Raw genomic sequence first — 16,796 nt, forward strand, 5'->3', positions numbered from 1 at the left:
CATGTTGTATCCAAAAAATCTGGAAGAGAAGATAAATTTCCAAAAAATAAGGGAGTTGCTCAAAGAAGAATGTACAAGCACTTTGGGGATGGATTTTGTGGATAAAATGACCTATTCTAAAGACTTCAGGTTGGTCAATAGGTTATTGGATCAAACAGAGGAATTTAAGCAATTGATCTTATCCGGTGAATTATTTCCTTCTTCTAATTTCACGAATATTCACCCATATCTGGAAAAGTCAAAAATTGAAGGTACTTATTTATATGAAGATGAATTTCATGAGGTGAAGTTGGCATTGTTTACGCTGAGTAGGTGTATTGAGTTTTTTTTAGATCATGAAGCCGAATATCCACAATTGTTCCAATTGTTAGGTTTAGTGAACCTTAACAATGATCTTTTGAGGGCGATTGAAAGCATCATTGATGAAAAAGGTAAGATTAGAAATAATGCATCTAAAGAGCTTTCAATTATCCGTTCTCAAATCTTATATGAAGAGAATAGGCTTAGGAAGGTTTTAGAGCGTATTTTTAGAGAAGCCAGGTCAAAAGGGCTTACGCCTGATGATGCTTCCATCACGATAAGGGGTGGAAGAATGGTAATCCCTGTTTTGGCTGAGAATAAAAGGAAAATCAAAGGCTTCATCCATGATGAATCTGCCACTGGACAGACCGTTTTTCTTGAGCCTGCGGAAGTTCTTGATATCAACAATGAGTTGAAAGATCTTGCCTATATGGAACGTAGGGAGATTCAGAAAATTCTCACAAAACTTACTGATGAACTAAGACCCTATATTCCAGAGCTTCGCAAAGCGTTTCATTTTTTAGGTTTGGTGGATTTTATCAGGGCTAAAGCCCGATATGCACTAAAGACAGGAAGTAATAGGCCTAACTTGGAAAAGCAAAGGCAGCTTAACTGGTCAAACGCAAGACATCCGTTGTTAGAGGCAGCGCTTAAGCAACAGGGTAAACAAATTATTCCGCTTAATATTCAGTTGGATCATAATAGGAGATTATTGATAATATCTGGACCCAATGCTGGAGGTAAATCTGTCAGTTTGAAAACGGTGGCCATGGTTCAGTATATGCTGCAATGTGGACTTTTAGTGCCCATAGAATCATATTCTACCTCTTGTCTTTTTGATCATTTTTTTATTGATATAGGTGATGAACAAAATATTGAAAATGATCTCAGTACTTATAGTTCTCATCTGATGAGTATGAAATACTTCACCCAATTTGCTGATAAGAAAACAATATTATTTATCGATGAATTTGGAACAGGTACTGAACCACAATTTGGAGGAGCGATAGCTGAAGGTATTTTGCTCGCGCTTAATAAAACTGGGGCATATGGTGTAATTACCACGCATTATGGTAATCTTAAACAAATAGCTGCAAAGAATCAAGGCTTGGTCAATGGGGCAATGCGTTATGATGTTGATAAATTGGAACCCTTATATCAACTTGAAATCGGGAAACCAGGCAGCTCATTTGCTTTGGAGATAGCATCAAAAATTGGAATTTCTAAAGATATTATTGAGTATGCAAAAGTGAATATAGGGGAAGAAAGGGTGAAGTATGATAGACTCTTGACCAAGTTGGAAAATGAAAAAGTCAAATACGAGCAAATTCTTTTGGAAAATCAAAAAAAGGAAAGGCTTTTGGATCAACGCTTAAAGGAATATGGACTGCTAAAAGAAGAGCTTGAAAAAAACAAAAAGCAATACATACAGGAAGCGAAAGTAGAAGCAAAAGCTTTATTGGATCAAGTCAATAAAAAAATAGAAGCGTCGATTAAAGAGATAAAGGAAAGCAAGGCAGATAGCAAGGTTTCCAAAAAAATCAGAGAAGATATTGAATTCTTGAAACGGGAAGTAAAACCGGATCAACCTGTGGTTTCTGTTGCTGATGTTAAAGTGATTGGAGGAGAGATCAAAGAGGGAGATTTTGTCAGATTAAAGGATAATGGCGCTCTTGCTCAGGTTTTGACTTTAAAAAAGAAAGAAGCAGACATTAGTATTGGGGACCTGAAATCTACTGTGAAGATTAGCCGGCTAGAGAAAGTCTCCCATGGAGAGGTTAAAAAAGAAAAGAAATCCTTTGCAAAAAGAACGGGTTTTGATACCCACACTAAAATGATGGATTTCTCGCCCAACTTGGATATAAGAGGTAAAAGGGGAGAAGAAATACTTCCTATTGTTCAAAATTTTATTGATGATGCCTATATGTTGGGTTTGAGAGACCTCAGAATTGTCCATGGTAAGGGTGATGGTATTCTAAGGGATATTGCCAGAAATATTTTAAGAGGTATGAAACCTGTGGCCAAACTTGAAGATGAGCATGCAGACAGAGGAGGGGCAGGGGTTACCTTAGTGACTTTAAGGGCATAGAAAAAAAAAGTCTGGGCAATATTCCCAGACTTTGACAAATAAGGTTGGTGGTTTTTTTAATTGCCTTATTGTTTTCTTCTCAAGTTAAAGGTGTAGCTTCCTGCTACCGCTTGAACTCTAGCTCCAGCTGGAGCTGGTATATTAAATTGTAGGGTTAAATTATTATTGTTTCTGGTGAAGGAAACTTCCTGTCCTGAGGCCGGAGCAGATCCGCTAAGTACAAAAATATCCACCCTTCCTTGAGCAAAATTCCAGTTGCCGTTGGCATCAAAAAGACTATTGCTGTTGGCTGTTTGGTAGGTCCTATTTGTGTTAAATGTGATTTCAAAGTTTTGGTAAATATTCGTCTCTGAGCGGCCATCCCTTTGGACTGACCCCCCCCCAGCCACAGTCCAAGTTTCAGAGGCATTACCTGCAAGGTCTTCCGTAGCCAGCTCTTCCGGTGTTTTTTGAGGTTCAGGGTCTGTTCTTGTTTCATCACAGGAAAACAAAAAATAATTAGACCTAAAAGGGCTAAAAGGTTAAAAAAAGTGTTTTTCATATTAAATCGATTTTAGTATTTCTGTAAAATTAGATAATTGATTCAAATTTCAAAGCCTTTGGCTAAGCTTATAATCCTCAATATGAATTTTGTTTTGACAAAAGCCATATTCCCTTTCATCATTGGAGCAAATCAAAACAGTTTTGCCTTTTGCAAAGTCTCCTATCAATTCAAGATACCAATGTAGTCCTTTTTCATCCAAGTTAGAAGTGGGTTCATCCAATAGAATTAAGGGAACGTCAGAGAAAAGGCATAATCCCAGCTTTAGCCTTTGCTTCATACCCGAACTGAACTGACTGATGGGCTTGGATTTATGGGTACTGAGGTACATTCTGTCCATCATTTTAGTAAAAGAAATACCTTCAACAGTTTTTTTGAACTTGAAATGAAACTGAAGCAATTCCGATAATTGGAATTCTTCTGGGAGTTCCATGTAGGGGGCGCTGATTACCAGATAGTTGAAGATTTCTGATTCAGGAATGTTTTGTTTTTTGTAAGTGTAAGTGATTTTGCCTTCCGTAAGAGGGTTTAAAGCGGCCACGCATTTCAACAAAGTAGACTTGCCGGAACCATTACTTCCGGTGATGGCAAGAGCTGAACCTTCTGAGATAGTTTTGTTAAGATTTTTAAAAATCCAGTCATATTGAAAGCGTTTTCCCGCAGAATCCAGCTTGATTTCCATTGAAATTAATTGATATACCCTTTCATCACGCCTCTTTCTGAAGATCGGATAAAGTTTACAATTTCGTCCCTTTCTTTGGTTGCCGGAAGGTTGATTTCAATTTCTTCCAATGCCCGGCTATTATTAAGACTGTTTAGGAAGAGGTATCTGTATACTTCTTGGATGAGGCTGATGGTTTCGGATGAAAAACCTCTTCTTCTTAGGCCTAAGCTATTGACGCCTGCATAACTTAAAGGTTCACGTGCAGCTTTGGTGTAAGGTGGCACATCTTTCCTTACAAGCGATCCACCGGAAATCATGGAATGTATACCAATTTTTACAAATTGGTGTATGGCACTGCTGCCTCCAATAATAGCCCAATCATCTACCACCACATGTCCTGCCACTTGTACTGCATTAGCTATAATGACATTATTTCCGATAATGCAATCGTGCGCAATATGAACGTAGGCCATCAGTAAGCAATTGCTGCCAACCTTAGTTGTTTTTTTATCCAAAGTTCCCCTACTGATGGTCACACATTCTCTGATGGTAGTATTGTCACCTATTTCTACGGTTGATGCCTCTCCTTGAAATTTCAGGTCCTGAGGGATTGCAGCTATGACCGCACCTGGAAAAATCTTGCAGTTTTTTCCAATTCTTGCTCCAGGGTAAATGGTGACATTTGAGCCAATCCATGTTCCTTCTCCAATTTCTACATCTTCATGGATCATGGAAAATGGATCGATATGTACATTCGGCCCTAAAGTGGCATTTTCGTGGATATGGGCTAGTTTACTGATCATGATTCTTTTCTTACAATGCTGGCAGTCATTACGGCTTCACAAACCAAAGTGTTCCCAACGAAAGCTTCTCCTTTCATTTTGGCAATTCCTCTTCGTATTGGAGCGAGTAACTCACATTTAAATACGAGTGTATCTCCTGGAAGCACCATCTTTCTGAATTTACAACTTTCAATTCCGAGGAAATAAGTCCAATAATTCTCCGGATCATTTACGGTACTTAAAACCAAAATACCGCCTGTTTGGGCCATAGCTTCCACCTGTAAAACTCCTGGCATCACAGGGTTGTTAGGGAAATGTCCCATGAAAAAGGGCTCATTGATGGTTACATTTTTGACACCTGCTACTATGGTGTCGTCTAAATAGATGATTTTGTCCAAAAGTTGGAATGGATACCTATGGGGCAAAATGTTGCTGATTTGGTTGATATCCATTACAGGGGGAAGTTTTGGGTCATAATGAGGGATGTGGTTAGGACCTATTTTCTCCCATGCCCTTTTCAGTTTTTTGGCAAAAGCCACATTGGCTGCATGGCCCGGTCTTGCTGCCAAAATCTGCGCTTTTATAGGTCTGCCTACCAACGCGAGATCACCTACCACGTCAAGGAGTTTATGCCTGGCTGGTTCATTTTTGTATCTTAATTCCACATTATTAAGAATCCCCTCTTTGCGTACCTCAACTTTTTCTTTATTGAACATTTTGGCCAGATGCTCTAACTCAGAATCTTCTATAACCCTATCTACTACCACAATGGCATTGTTTAGATCACCACCTTTGATCAGGTTTTGGTTGTAGAGCATTTCCAGCTCATGTAAAAAACAAAAGGTCCTACATGAAGCAATTTCATTTTTGAACTGACTGATGTCTGTAATGGAAGCATGCTGACTTCCCAAAACGGGGGAGTTATAATCTACCATAACCGTTACCCGATAATCATCGAGGGGTAGTGCCGCCAATTCCACTTCTCTGGAAGCATCTCGGTAACTGATACTTTCAGGGACTTCAAAAAATCTTCTTAAGGCATTCTGCTCTTCCAATCCGGCGTCTTCCAATATTTCAATAAACTGCATGGAAGAGCCGTCCATAATTGGGGGTTCCGGTCCATCCAGTTGCATCAATACATTATCAATTTCCAAGCCTACCAAGGCTGCCAGTACATGTTCTACTGTAAAAACCCTCGCCCCGCTTTGCTCCAAAGTAGTTCCTCTTGAAACATCGACTACATTATCGACATCTGCATCTATAATAGGCATTCCTTCCAGATCTATTCTCTGAAATTTAAAACCATGATTGGGCGGTGCCGGTAAAAATGTCAAATTTGAAATTACGCCTGTATGCAAGCCGACTCCTGAAACTGTAACCTGTTTTTTAATTGTATGTTGTTTTACCCTCATCGGATTTGTTTTGTGCTAATTTTATTTAGCATGCAAAGTTATTGTTTTTTTTCCAGTTCTTTAATCCGATCCTGTAGTGCAGGAAGATTTTTGAATATTGAGTAGGACTTAAGGAAGTCTTTGATCTCAAGCCCCATGTAGCCAAAAATTGTTTTTCCTGGATTTTCTATGCTTCTGGTAATGCCTGTTTTTGCTCCGATCGTTGTCTTGTCAGCAATCTTGATGTGCCCGACAAGTCCGACTTGTCCAGCAATAACACAGTGGTTGCCAATTTCTGTTGAACCGGAAATGCCGGTTTGGGAAGCAATAACAGTGTGTTCGCCGATGATTACATTATGTGCAATTTGTACCAAATTATCAATTTTAGCCCCTTTTTTGATCAAGGTACTGCCCATGGTGGCACAATCGATGGTAGAATTGGCGCCTATACTCACATGGTCTTCAATGATGACATTACCTATTTGCGGAATAGGTTTGTAACTGCCGTTTTCCTGTGGCGCAAAGCCAAAACCATCCGAACCTATCACCGCTCCCGGATGAATTTCGCAATTGTTCCCTATAATGCTGTCATTACATATTTTGGCACCTGCGTGTATAATGGTATTGTCCCCTATTTTTACATTGTTGCCGATGTATGCATTTGCATGAATTTTAACGCCTTTGCCAATGATGCAGTTTTTTCCAACATAGGAAAAGGCGGCTCTATATCCTTCTTCTCCTTGTTGACTGGAGGCATCAAAATAGGAAGGCTCTTCTATTCCCAGCTGACTGGCTTTACTAAAGTTGGCATACGCTTCCAATAACCGGGTGAATCCTGTATAAGCATTTTTGACCCGGATAATCTGACAAGAGAACGGTTTCGAAGCTTTGAATTGTTCCGAAACAATGACAGCAGTAGCATTGGTTTCGTAGAAGTGAGATTCATATTTGTCATTGGCTAAAAAGCTGATTCCTCCTGGTTGACCTTCCTGAATTTTATCTATCCTTCTAACCTTTAGGCTACCATCTCCCTCTACTTTTCCATTGAGTATTGCTGCAATTTGGTCTAGCGTAAATTCCATACTATTTTAGTAATATCTGCCTACAAAATTAAACTTTTCGATTGGCAAACGTAGTGCTTTTTGACAATTTTGCTCATTGCCTTGATATTTGGCAGATCGGCCGCCTGTGCAACATCAATGATTTTTCCTTTTTTTGTCAAAATATGAATTCTCTCCTTGTTCAGATAAGCGTAATTACTAATCGATCCATGGGTGAAGAAATAGTGCAAGTCTTTGGCGGGAATATTTAATTTTTTCAATGTTTTTGTCCTCATAGCCACCAACTCTTCCTGATCAAAGGCCTCATTTCTTAGTGTGATTTTGAATAGGCTCCTTGTCAGAAACATTTGGGAAATATTGCGTAAGATGTAATCGGACTCATTTTTCCACATTTTTATAGCTCCCCAAATGTCAAAATCATCCAGGCCAAGGAAAGCTTTCAGCAGACTTGGAGACTTTTCAAAATCTGCTAGGCGAAAATCATTTTCTAAAAAGTGAACCAATTCATCTGTGGCCTTGATTTTGCCCCTACTTTGTTGAATTTCTTTTGCCCGGGTGATGAGGTTGATCAGCATTTTTTCCGCAGATACTGTAGTCTTATGCAGATAGACTTGCCAGTACATCAGTCTTCTGGCGCTTAAGAAGTTTTCAATACTATATAAACCCTTTTCTTCAACGACCAATTGGTCGTTTTTAATATTCATCATTTTGATTATTCGATCTGCACCTATAGTTCCCTCTGATACTCCGGTAAAAAAGCAGTCTCTCTGTAAATAATCTAAACGGTCTATATCAAGTTGGCTGGCTACCAGCTGGTGAAAAAACCTCCTTTCATATTGGTTTTTAAAAATTTTCAGGGCCAGTTCCAATTTACCGCCAAATTCCACATTGAGTGCATCTATGATCAATAAAGAAAGGGATTCATGGGGAATATTCTGAAGGAGGCTAAATTCAAGGGCATGAGAAAATGGACCATGCCCAACATCATGCAGCAAAATGGCGATTAAAGCCGCTTCATATTCATCATCAGAAATTTCATTCCCTTTGTTTCTTAGGTTATCCAAAGTGATACTCATCAAATGCATTGCCCCTATGGCATGGTGAAATCTGGTATGCAGCGCCCCAGGATAGACGAAGTCAGTTAAACCAAGTTGCTTGATTCGACGTAACCTCTGAAAGTAAGGATGATCAATAATTGAAAAAATCAGTTCGCTTGGGATGGTTATAAACCCATAAACGGGGTCATTCAGTATTTTGTGACTTTTCAATGTCTCTGACATTTGATTGGTTTCAAAAGTAATTATAATTTTAAAAGAATTAAACCGAATGATATGCAAAAATCTAAAATCCTATGGGCTGACGATGAAATAGATTTATTGAAGCCTCATATTCTTTTTTTGCAGCAAAAAGGCTATGATATAATAACGGTCAATAGCGGTGTGGACGCTATTGATTTGGTCGAAGATCAGAATTTTGATGTGATTTTCCTGGATGAAATGATGCCCGGAATGACAGGGTTGGAAACTCTTCAGCAAATAAAAATGATCAAACCACAAATTCCAGTTGTCATGATCACCAAAAGTGAAGAGGAACATATTATGGATGATGCCATTGGAGGACAGATTGCTGATTATTTGATAAAACCCATCAACCCCAATCAAATTTTGTTGTCTGTCAAAAAAATCCTTCAAAATAAGCAATTGATTTCCGAGAGAACCAATTTGTCATACCGGCAGGATTTTATGAATATCAGTATGGCCTGTGATGATGCTTCCACCCATCAAGAATGGACAGACATTTACAAAAGACTGACCTATTGGGAGCTTGAGATTGATAAAACGGAGAACAAGAGCATGCAGGAGGTCTTGGAAACCCAAAAGACGGAGGCCAATTCCACTTTTGCTAAATTTATCAAAACCAATTATTTGGACTGGATCAATGATTCCCGGTCTGAAGCACCTCTTCTTTCCCATAAATTAATGAGGGAAAAAGTGTTTCCCATGCTTAAGGAAGGTAAACCCTTGTTTTTTGTTGTTATTGATAATTTGAGATTGGATCAATGGGAAATCTTAAAACCTTTGGTTTCTCCCTATTTCAATATGCAGGAGGAAAGCACTTATTTCAGTATTTTGCCTACTACCACTGCGTACGCAAGAAATTCGCTTTTCAGCGGTTTAATGCCTTCGGAAATGGCGAGGTTTCACCCCGAACTTTGGGAAGGAGAAGATTCTGACGAAGGGAAAAATAATAAAGAAGAGGAATTCTTGGCGGAGAACCTACACCGAAATAGGTTAAATATCAAATTCAGTTATCATAAGATTCTGCAAGCCTATCAAGGAAAAGCTGTTTTGGATCAGCTGCATAATTTGTTGAACAATGATTTGAATGTATTGGTATACAATTTTGTGGATATGATTTCTCATGCCCGTACTGATATGAAAATGATCAGGGAACTAGCCCCAAATGAGTCGGCCTACAGGTCATTGACAAAAAGTTGGTTTGAACATTCATCATTATTTGAATTATTTAAGAAAATCAATGACTTGGGTGCAGAAGTTATCGTAACCACAGATCATGGAACCAAGCGGGTGCATAAACCCTATAAAATCATCGGTGATAAAACTGTGACTACCAATCTTAGGTACAAACAAGGCAAGAATCTAAATTATGAAAGTGGGAAGGTTTTTGAGGTTTTAAAACCAGAAGATGCAAAGCTTCCAAAATTTAATGTATCCACGAGTTATGTTTTTGCGGTGGAAGATTATTTCTTTGCATATCCAAACAATTACAATTATTATGTAAATTACTACAAAGATACTTTTCAACATGGAGGAGTGTCTTTGGAGGAAATGATAGTGCCGTTTGTTCATCTTGTTCCAAAGAATATTTGACCATTTTGAAAATTATCCGTTGTGAAAATCTAGCACAGCTAGATCAGGTTGCCGAAAAAGTCATACAGTTTTGTAAAAGGGATAAAGTATGGGTGTTCAAAGGGCAAATGGGAGCAGGGAAAACCACATTGATTAAATCCATTTCAAAAAAATATGGGATTGATGATGTTGTTTCTTCTCCTACATTTTCAATAGTGAATGAATACAGGAATGCTCAGGATGAAATATTTTACCATTTTGACTTTTACAGGATTGAAAAACCTGAAGAGGTATTGGAAATAGGAATAGAAGAATATTTCTACAGTGGTCGAGTATGTTGGATTGAGTGGGCTGAGAAAATTCCGGATTACATACCCTTGGATTTTGTCCACATCAAAATTGAAATAGAAGAAAACGGGGCCAGGAATATTGTATTACAAAGGGTCATTAATGGCGAAATCCATGGTTGAATTAACAGAAAGCATTGTATATCCAAAAGAAGCGCCTGCTAAGGTGAAGATTTCTAAAAATTCTTTGGTCATTGGCATACCGCGAGAAGTGGCCGCTCAGGAGAAAAGAGTGGTGCTCACACCTGAAGCAGTGGGGCTCTTGGTAAATAATGGACAAGAGGTGGTTGTAGAAACCTTGGCAGGACAAAATGCCAAATTTACGGATAAAGAGTATTCGGATGCTGGTGCAAAAGTTGTTTATTCAGCCAAAGAGGCATTTGATGCGGAAGTCATTTTGAAAGTGGAGCCGCCAACCTTAGAAGAAATAGGCTATATGCGTGGAGGAGCTTGCCTGATTTCCGCCCTTCAGTTAGGTAAACAACATGCTGATTATATCCAAGCTTTAAATACCAAAAGAATTACAGCAGTTGCCTTTGAGAACTTGGAAGATAAAGTAGGCGGTATGCCCGTTGTAAGGGCCATGAGTGAAATTGCGGGTAGTACCGTAATGCTCATAGCTGCAGAATATCTCAGCAGTGTGCATGATGGTAAGGGCTTGATTTTGGGAGGGGTCACCGGTGTCCCCCCAACAGAAGTGGTGATAGTTGGGGCTGGAACAGTTGCAGAATATGCTGCCAGAACAGCTTTAGGTTTGGGTGCGACTATCAAAGTTTTTGACAATCATATTTATAAGTTAAGGAGAATAAAACAGCTCTTGGGTCAGCAGGTCTATACCTCAACAATAGACAATTATACGCTTGGCCAAGCACTGAAGGAAGCTGATGTGGTTATCGGTGCTTTAAGGGCGGAAAAGGGAAAAAATAAAATTGTCGTAAGCGAGGAAATGGTTGCTGCTATGATGGATGGTAGTATCATCATAGATGTAAGTATAGACCAAGGAGGCTGTATAGCAACGGCAGAAATGACTTCTCATGACAACCCATCCTATGTAAAACATGGTGTCATCCATTATTGTGTGCCTAACATTGCCTCAAGAGTTGCTAGAACAGCCTCTGTAGGACTTAGCAACATATTCACGCCAATATTACTTCAAATGGCTGACCTTAGAGGTGCAGAGGAGATGATTTTTAATTATAAATGGTTTATGAAAGGTGTATATACCTATCGAGGAAGTCTCACTAATGCTTATTTGGCGCGTAAATTTTCAATGAACCACAAAGAGTTGCAATTGCTGCTTGCAGCAAGGTATTGAGCTTAAGTCTCAAGGTTTTGCCTTTGGCTTAGTTCCAGATCCTGTTTCAATAGCTGCGCTTCTTTTTTTAGAGATTTAACTTTTTTTCTAAGACAGTATGTCTCAAAAGCATTCCTGATGATGTTTTTGAAGTAATTTTCTTCCCATGGCTTTGTCAAATAGTGATAAATAAGACCATTATCAAGGGACTCTTGGACCAATTGACTATCTGAATACGCAGTCAATAAGATCCTGATAGGTTCTGGATGTGTATCTTTTATGGATGTTAAAAAGTCTATACCAGTTTCAGTAGGCATTCTTTGGTCAGTAATCACAATATGTACGGCATTATTGCCGAGCAATTGACGGGCCTCTTTGGCCGACTCTGCTAGTAAAATCTCGTAATCATGCTTAAAGGTAGTTCTAAAAGCTTGTAGATTGATTTTTTCATCATCTACATACAAGATCTTAATTTTTTCCATGATGATATCTGACATCTGCGTTATATTGGACCTTTTCTTTTTGTAAAGTATTTATTTGGGATAAGTCAAGATCATTATTTGAGATCTTATCCCAAATATGGGAAATTTTATATTCAAAGCCTTATATCAAGCAAAGTTGTTGCCAAATTTAGTAATACTATCATTTCTGTAAATTAAAAATTCAACCTTGGTGCTTTTTATAAAAATACTATCTCTTTTGTGAAAAGGTTAAAATGGACGTAATTTGCAAGTCAATTAAAGAAAAAGTTAATAGTTTTTAGTTATGATCAATCCATGGCACGATGTGCAAATAGGAAAAGAAGCTCCTGAATATGTGATGGGAGTGATAGAAATACCCAAGGGAAGCAAGGGTAAATATGAATTGGATAAAAAAACGGGTATGCTGTTGTTGGACAGGGTGTTGTTTTCAGCAGTTCATTACCCGGCTAATTATGGTTTTATCCCCCAAACATTTTGTGATGACAAGGATCCCTTGGATATTCTTATTATTTCCCAAATTGATATTCCTTCCATGACTTTGGTAAAAGCCAAGGTAATCGGAGTAATGCGTATGGTTGACGGAGGGGAAGCAGATGATAAGATCATTGCAGTTGCTGCAGATGATCAGTCAGTCAATTACATCAATGACATTGACGAACTGCCTCCACATCTGATGAAAGAAGTGCACAGATTCTTTGAAGATTATAAGAAATTGGAAAGCAAAGAGGTGAAAGTTGAAGATTTCCTAGGTAAAGAAGAAGCTTTCAATATCATCAAAGAAAGTATCGAACTTTACGATAAGAATTTTAGAACACGTGTTTGATTAAATTTGCCTGAATTTTGAAATTCAGGCATTTTTACTTTATATGAAGATAGGCTGGTTGTTTATATTTTTAATTTTTACTTATTCTGCTTTTGGGCAAGCGGATGATAAGGGCAAATTAAAATTTACAGGTTATTTGGAAACCTATTATGCATATGATTTTAATCAGCCTGATGATCAGAATAGGCCTGATTTCCTATATAATTTTTCCCGACATAATGAGTTAAGTTTTAACCTGGCAATGTTAAAGGTAGCTTATGAGTCAGATGGTATCCGGGCTAATCTGGCCTTAATGGCGGGCACCTATGCACAATTCAATTTGGCTGATGAGCCAACATGGGCACAATTTGTAAATGAAGCTTCGCTTGGTATTAAATTGCATGAAAAACTCTGGCTGGATGTGGGGATAATGCCTTCTCATATAGGTTTTGAATCATGGATAGGCGCAGAAGGCTGGCATTTAAGCCGAAGTTTACTAGCAGAAAACTCTCCTTATTTCCTTACAGGAGCTAGGTTGACTTATGCGCTAAAAGATAATTTGGATTTGACATTATGGGCAACCAATGGCTGGCAAAATGTCCAAAGAGCTGAAAGAAGCAGAGGTATCGGAATTGGGCTTGGTATTAATCACAGACCAATTGAAGGATTGGAAATCAATTATGCAAATTATTTTGGGAATGAAGGGCTTGATCCGATCAGGCTATTGCGTTTTTTCAATAACTTCTACACCCAGTATCAAATTGGAGCATGGGGGCTCACTTTTGGAGCAGATTACGGTATTCAGGAAGCCTATTTTGGCAACCCTAATAACTGGTATGGTTTGACTTTATCTCTAAGAAGAGAGGTCAGCGATAAGTTTTTTCTTGCAGGAAGGGCAGAGCATTATTCTGATCCCCGGGGAATTATTTTGAGTAGAGGGCTAGAGGTTTCTGGTTTGTCCTGTAATCTTGACTATCGATATAATGCCACCACTTTATTTAGATTAGAAGGAAGGCAGTTTATCAGTCCTAGGGGTGTTTTTTCATTACCCGGAGGGACATTCAGTAAGGGCAATACTGCAGTTACTGCTTCTTTTTCTTTGAACTTTTAGCTTTTTGCAAAGCGCTGACTTTTTTTTGCGGTAATTTTTTTAGCAGGTAATTTACGAATTCATCGTAATTGACATGTTCATGGTTACTGATGGTAAAAGAAAGCTGATCATCAAATGCTATGGTAAGCTGTTTGAACTCTCTTTTATTGGATATTACCTTATCTTCATCCCATACCATGACCTGATCCAATTCATAGGATTTGGCAAATCCCTTTAAAGGAACCCGAGTGGTGATCTTATCTTTGCCTGCAGCTATGAATTTATAACCTGCCATCATTTTTACCATGAGCATGATGATGACAAAGGTCAAGATAACAGCCGAAATAAGGTAAAATGCCAAGCCAAAACTCCTTTGTGTCGCGAAATGATTGAGTGTATAGGTCAAACCACCTATCAAGACCAATAACACAAGAATTAAGGCAGCATAGGTGTTTGTTTTGGGCCTACAATGAATCATACTGGACTCAATTCTAACTTTAGTTCCTGGAGTTTATTTTTTGAATGGCTGACCAAATCTTCAAAGAAGTCTCCAAAATGTAATCTTAAAAACTCATGGTGTTCATCCAAAAAAATATGCGCGGTATCTAGATTGGATTGGAATTTAGTCCTTTTTGCCATTCCTGTCATTGCCTGTCTGATTCCGTCGAGATCTCCATAGCCCCCTAACCAGTCCCAATAGCGCATGTAGGCAAAGGTTTTCATAAATTTTTCCGGTACCACATTTCTGAAACTATCTATAGTTTCGTATACATCCTGTACAAAATCCTCCAACGGAATATGGTGGTAATTATTCCAGTATTTTGCCAAGAAATAATCGAAATACATGTCGGTGATAACCGTAGAGTAACGTCCATACTCTGGCTTTAGGATTTCTTGGGCTTCTTTAACTACCGGATGGTTGTCCGTGTATTTATCAATGGCCCAGTGAAGCTTTACGCCGATGACTATTTCTTTTTCATAGGATTTCTCTATCGATCCTCTTACGAAATCACCGATAAAGTTTCCAACCAAAACCTTTGGCTCACCAAAAGACAGATATGCGTGTGCTAGATAATTCACGTTTTTATAAACAGTGATTAAAGGGGAAAGTTTAAATCTTAATTTTGCGTTAAATTTAACTAAAGATGCCAAATATCACCGAGGAATTAAAAAAATCTTTGAAACTTTTGAAGCAGGAGTGGGAAGAAGACCTTCAACAGTTCAAAAAAAATTTTTATACACTTCCATAGCAGATAAAAAAGAGGAAGGCATCTGTTGGTACCCTGTACAATTAAGGAAGTCTAAATTGGGATATGGCGAAAGATGGATAGTAGACCTAGAAAGACTCGATACTAATCAAAGCCACCTTTTCCAATCCGGCAAGTCTGTTTCCATCTTTTCCAATCTTCAGCAACATATTTCTCCTGATTTAAGAATTAATGGTGTGATCAATCAGATCAAGAAAGATGTGATGATAGTAACCTTGCAGGTGGAAGAACTTCCGGAATGGTTGCATAAGGGCAAGGTTGGAATAGACCTTTTGTTTGACGAAGCCAGTTACAGGGAGATGGAATCTGCTTTAAAAGCTGTCATCAAAGCCGAAAACAGCAGACTAGGTGAGCTTAAAAATATATTATTAGGACAAAAAGAACCAAATTTTGAGGGTGTGTCTCACTTAATTCCCGTAGATCTTAACCCCAGTCAACAGGCTGCACTGCAACTTGTGTCTGCTGCTAAGGATGTGGCTATTATCCATGGACCTCCAGGCACAGGCAAGACGACTACATTGGTACAGGCGGTGATAGGTAGTCTTCAGCAACATGCACAGGTCTTGGTGTGCGCTCCAAGTAATGCTGCTGTTGATTTGTTGGTAGAGAAAATACGGGAAAAAGGAATATCAACCTTAAGAATTGGGCATCCAGCGAGGGTGGAGGATCATATCTTGTCACAGACCTTAGATGCTAAAATTACCCTTCATGACAGTTATAAGGATTTGAAGAAGCTCAAGAAAAAAGCAGATGAATATAGGAAGTTGGGACAAAAGTATAAAAGAAGTTTTGGCTCTGAAGAAAGGATGCAGCGTAAGAGACTTTTTGATGAGGCCAATAGGCTGAAAGATGAAGCGGAACATTTGGAAGAGTATATAATGTATGATGTATTTCAGCAAACCCAAGTCTTTGCATCTACTTTGGTCGGTGCGTCGAATTCCGTTTTGAAGGGGATGAAGTTTCCAATTGTTTTTATTGATGAAGCCGCACAGGGACTTGAAGCAGCCTCTTGGATCCCTATCCAAAAGGCCCTGAAAGTGGTAATGGCAGGGGATCATTGCCAGTTGCCCCCAACCATCAAATCATATGAAGCGGCTAAAGCTGGATTAAGCGAAACCCTTTTTGAAAAGGTAACCAAAAGGCAGCCGCAGGTCACCAAAATGCTTCAACTCCAGTATAGAATGCCGGAATTGATTATGGGATTTTCAAATAAAATCTTTTATCAAAATGAGTTGGGCGCAGCAAAAAATACAGAAAGTCATTTTCTTTCCGAGGGTGAGCCTGTTTTGGAATTTATAGATACTGCAGGCAGTGGTTTTGTCGAAGCTATTGAAGAAGAGTCACTAAGTACTTTCAATCAGGAGGAAGCTAGATTTGCCCTGCAATATTTGGAAGACTTACTCAAGCGTACTGGAATCGCCAAAATCAAGGAAAAAAGGTGGACCATTGGATTGATAGCACCCTATAGGGCACAGGTGAGGAAATTCAATGAGCTTCTTTTTGAAAGCTATGCCTTTCCCAACCTCAGGTCTTTTCCAGAACTTTTGACCATTGATTCCATTGACGGGTTTCAGGGACAAGAACGGGATATTATTTTGATTTCTTTGGTAAGGTCCAATGCTAAAGGAGAGATAGGCTTTTTGGCAGATACCAGAAGAATGAACGTTGCACTGACGAGGGCAAAAAGGAAGCTGGTGGTTATTGGCGATAGTGCTACGCTAAGCCATCATTCCTTTTATAATGCTTTTTTTGATTATGTTGAGGAAAATAATTGCTACAAGAGTGTGTATGAATACTTGATTTGATTGAGCAAAA

The 16,796-nt window shown here is 38.7% G+C and carries 16 protein-coding genes; 7 read left to right on the plus strand and 9 right to left on the minus strand.

Features of this window, described 5'->3' with window-relative positions; genetic code table 11:
* Position 1: 1 nt before the first annotated feature.
* Positions 2-2,389: an endonuclease MutS2 gene (locus B879_RS11505; RefSeq protein WP_009185355.1), complete on the plus strand. Its 2,388-nt coding sequence runs from the start codon at positions 2-4 to the stop codon at positions 2,387-2,389.
* Positions 2,390-2,454: 65 nt separating this feature from the next.
* On the opposite strand, the gene B879_RS11510 is transcribed toward B879_RS11505, so the two are convergent.
* From B879_RS11510 to B879_RS11535, 6 genes are all read right to left on the minus strand, one after another.
* Entirely contained in the window at positions 2,455-2,880 is a 426-nt protein-coding gene (locus B879_RS11510; RefSeq protein WP_009185356.1) for a hypothetical protein, read from the minus strand.
* Positions 2,881-2,979: 99 nt separating this feature from the next.
* Positions 2,980-3,612 (minus strand): ABC transporter ATP-binding protein, encoded by a 633-nt coding sequence (locus tag B879_RS11515; protein ID WP_009185357.1) that lies wholly within the window; start codon positions 3,610-3,612, stop codon positions 2,980-2,982.
* Between the two features lie 5 nt (positions 3,613-3,617).
* The gene (gene lpxA, locus B879_RS11520; RefSeq protein WP_009185358.1) at positions 3,618-4,397 is read right to left on the minus strand and encodes an acyl-ACP--UDP-N-acetylglucosamine O-acyltransferase; all 780 of its coding nucleotides are present in this window, start codon (positions 4,395-4,397) and stop codon (positions 3,618-3,620) included.
* A complete protein-coding gene (locus B879_RS11525; protein WP_009185359.1) occupies positions 4,394-5,788 on the minus strand; it encodes a bifunctional UDP-3-O-[3-hydroxymyristoyl] N-acetylglucosamine deacetylase/3-hydroxyacyl-ACP dehydratase in 1,395 nt (464 codons plus the stop codon). Before B879_RS11525 ends, lpxA begins: the two co-directional genes overlap by 4 nt.
* Before the next feature lie 38 nt (positions 5,789-5,826).
* A complete protein-coding gene (gene lpxD, locus B879_RS11530; RefSeq protein ID WP_009185360.1) occupies positions 5,827-6,849 on the minus strand; it encodes a UDP-3-O-(3-hydroxymyristoyl)glucosamine N-acyltransferase in 1,023 nt (340 codons plus the stop codon).
* Positions 6,850-6,869: 20 nt separating this feature from the next.
* On the minus strand, positions 6,870-8,108 hold the full coding sequence (locus tag B879_RS11535; protein WP_009185361.1) for an HD domain-containing protein: 1,239 nt from the start codon (positions 8,106-8,108) through the stop codon (positions 6,870-6,872).
* Positions 8,109-8,159: 51 nt separating this feature from the next.
* Between B879_RS11535 and porX the strand changes: the two genes are divergently transcribed.
* Genes porX through B879_RS11550 form a run of 3 tightly spaced genes read left to right on the plus strand, consistent with a single transcriptional unit; the run spans position 8,160 to position 11,360 of the window.
* Positions 8,160-9,719, plus strand: a complete 1,560-nt coding sequence (gene porX, locus B879_RS11540) for a T9SS response regulator signal transducer PorX (protein WP_009185362.1) — start codon at positions 8,160-8,162, stop codon at positions 9,717-9,719.
* Between the two features lie 5 nt (positions 9,720-9,724).
* Positions 9,725-10,168, plus strand: coding sequence for a tRNA (adenosine(37)-N6)-threonylcarbamoyltransferase complex ATPase subunit type 1 TsaE (gene tsaE / locus B879_RS11545; RefSeq protein ID WP_040400566.1), 444 nt, complete (start codon positions 9,725-9,727; stop codon positions 10,166-10,168).
* Positions 10,161-11,360: an alanine dehydrogenase gene (locus B879_RS11550; protein WP_009185364.1), complete on the plus strand. Its 1,200-nt coding sequence runs from the start codon at positions 10,161-10,163 to the stop codon at positions 11,358-11,360. The genes tsaE and B879_RS11550 overlap by 8 nt, the downstream gene beginning before the upstream one ends.
* Before the next feature lie 2 nt (positions 11,361-11,362).
* Here B879_RS11550 and B879_RS11555 read toward each other — a convergent pair whose 3' ends face one another.
* Positions 11,363-11,836: a response regulator gene (locus B879_RS11555; protein WP_009185365.1), complete on the minus strand. Its 474-nt coding sequence runs from the start codon at positions 11,834-11,836 to the stop codon at positions 11,363-11,365.
* Positions 11,837-12,104: 268 nt separating this feature from the next.
* Between B879_RS11555 and B879_RS11560 the strand changes: the two genes are divergently transcribed.
* The gene (locus B879_RS11560; protein WP_009185366.1) at positions 12,105-12,644 is read left to right on the plus strand and encodes an inorganic diphosphatase; all 540 of its coding nucleotides are present in this window, start codon (positions 12,105-12,107) and stop codon (positions 12,642-12,644) included.
* Positions 12,645-12,780: 136 nt separating this feature from the next.
* Positions 12,781-13,734: an outer membrane beta-barrel protein gene (locus tag B879_RS11565; protein WP_238542125.1), complete on the plus strand. Its 954-nt coding sequence runs from the start codon at positions 12,781-12,783 to the stop codon at positions 13,732-13,734.
* Here the strand turns inward: B879_RS11565 and B879_RS11570 are convergent.
* Together B879_RS11570 and B879_RS11575 are read right to left on the minus strand one after the other, a co-directional pair.
* The gene (locus tag B879_RS11570) at positions 13,706-14,191 is read right to left on the minus strand and encodes a hypothetical protein (protein WP_009185368.1); all 486 of its coding nucleotides are present in this window, start codon (positions 14,189-14,191) and stop codon (positions 13,706-13,708) included. The two genes, B879_RS11565 and B879_RS11570, sit on opposite strands and share 29 nt — an antisense overlap.
* Entirely contained in the window at positions 14,188-14,793 is a 606-nt protein-coding gene (locus tag B879_RS11575) for an acyl carrier protein phosphodiesterase (protein ID WP_009185369.1), read from the minus strand. The genes B879_RS11570 and B879_RS11575 overlap by 4 nt, the downstream gene beginning before the upstream one ends.
* A gap of 13 nt (positions 14,794-14,806) precedes the next feature.
* On the opposite strand from B879_RS11575, the gene B879_RS11580 reads away from it, so the two are divergent.
* Positions 14,807-16,786 carry an AAA domain-containing protein gene (locus tag B879_RS11580; protein WP_009185370.1) on the plus strand — a complete coding sequence of 660 codons (1,980 nt, stop codon included), beginning with the start codon at positions 14,807-14,809 and terminating at the stop codon, positions 16,784-16,786.
* The last annotated feature ends 10 nt before the right edge of the window (positions 16,787-16,796 follow it).

It is taken from the genome of Cecembia lonarensis LW9 (assembly GCF_000298295.1).
In the GTDB taxonomy this organism is placed as follows: domain Bacteria; phylum Bacteroidota; class Bacteroidia; order Cytophagales; family Cyclobacteriaceae; genus Cecembia; species Cecembia lonarensis.

What these genes read in the sequence shown, in the direction of transcription:
- B879_RS11560 (WP_009185366.1), top strand. Translation starts at nt 12,105, where the DNA reads ATGATCAATCCATGGCACGATGTGCAAATAGGAAAAGAAGCTCCTGAA.
- B879_RS11570 (WP_009185368.1), bottom strand. Translation starts at nt 14,191, where the DNA reads ATGATTCATTGTAGGCCCAAAACAAACACCTATGCTGCCTTAATTCTT.
- lpxD (WP_009185360.1), bottom strand. Translation starts at nt 6,849, where the DNA reads ATGGAATTTACGCTAGACCAAATTGCAGCAATACTCAATGGAAAAGTA.
- B879_RS11555 (WP_009185365.1), bottom strand. Translation starts at nt 11,836, where the DNA reads ATGTCAGATATCATCATGGAAAAAATTAAGATCTTGTATGTAGATGAT.
- B879_RS11505 (WP_009185355.1), top strand. Translation starts at nt 2, where the DNA reads ATGTTGTATCCAAAAAATCTGGAAGAGAAGATAAATTTCCAAAAAATA.
- lpxA (WP_009185358.1), bottom strand. Translation starts at nt 4,397, where the DNA reads ATGATCAGTAAACTAGCCCATATCCACGAAAATGCCACTTTAGGGCCG.
- porX (WP_009185362.1), top strand. Translation starts at nt 8,160, where the DNA reads ATGCAAAAATCTAAAATCCTATGGGCTGACGATGAAATAGATTTATTG.
- B879_RS11515 (WP_009185357.1), bottom strand. Translation starts at nt 3,612, where the DNA reads ATGGAAATCAAGCTGGATTCTGCGGGAAAACGCTTTCAATATGACTGG.
- B879_RS11535 (WP_009185361.1), bottom strand. Translation starts at nt 8,108, where the DNA reads ATGTCAGAGACATTGAAAAGTCACAAAATACTGAATGACCCCGTTTAT.
- B879_RS11550 (WP_009185364.1), top strand. Translation starts at nt 10,161, where the DNA reads ATGGTTGAATTAACAGAAAGCATTGTATATCCAAAAGAAGCGCCTGCT.
- B879_RS11525 (WP_009185359.1), bottom strand. Translation starts at nt 5,788, where the DNA reads ATGAGGGTAAAACAACATACAATTAAAAAACAGGTTACAGTTTCAGGA.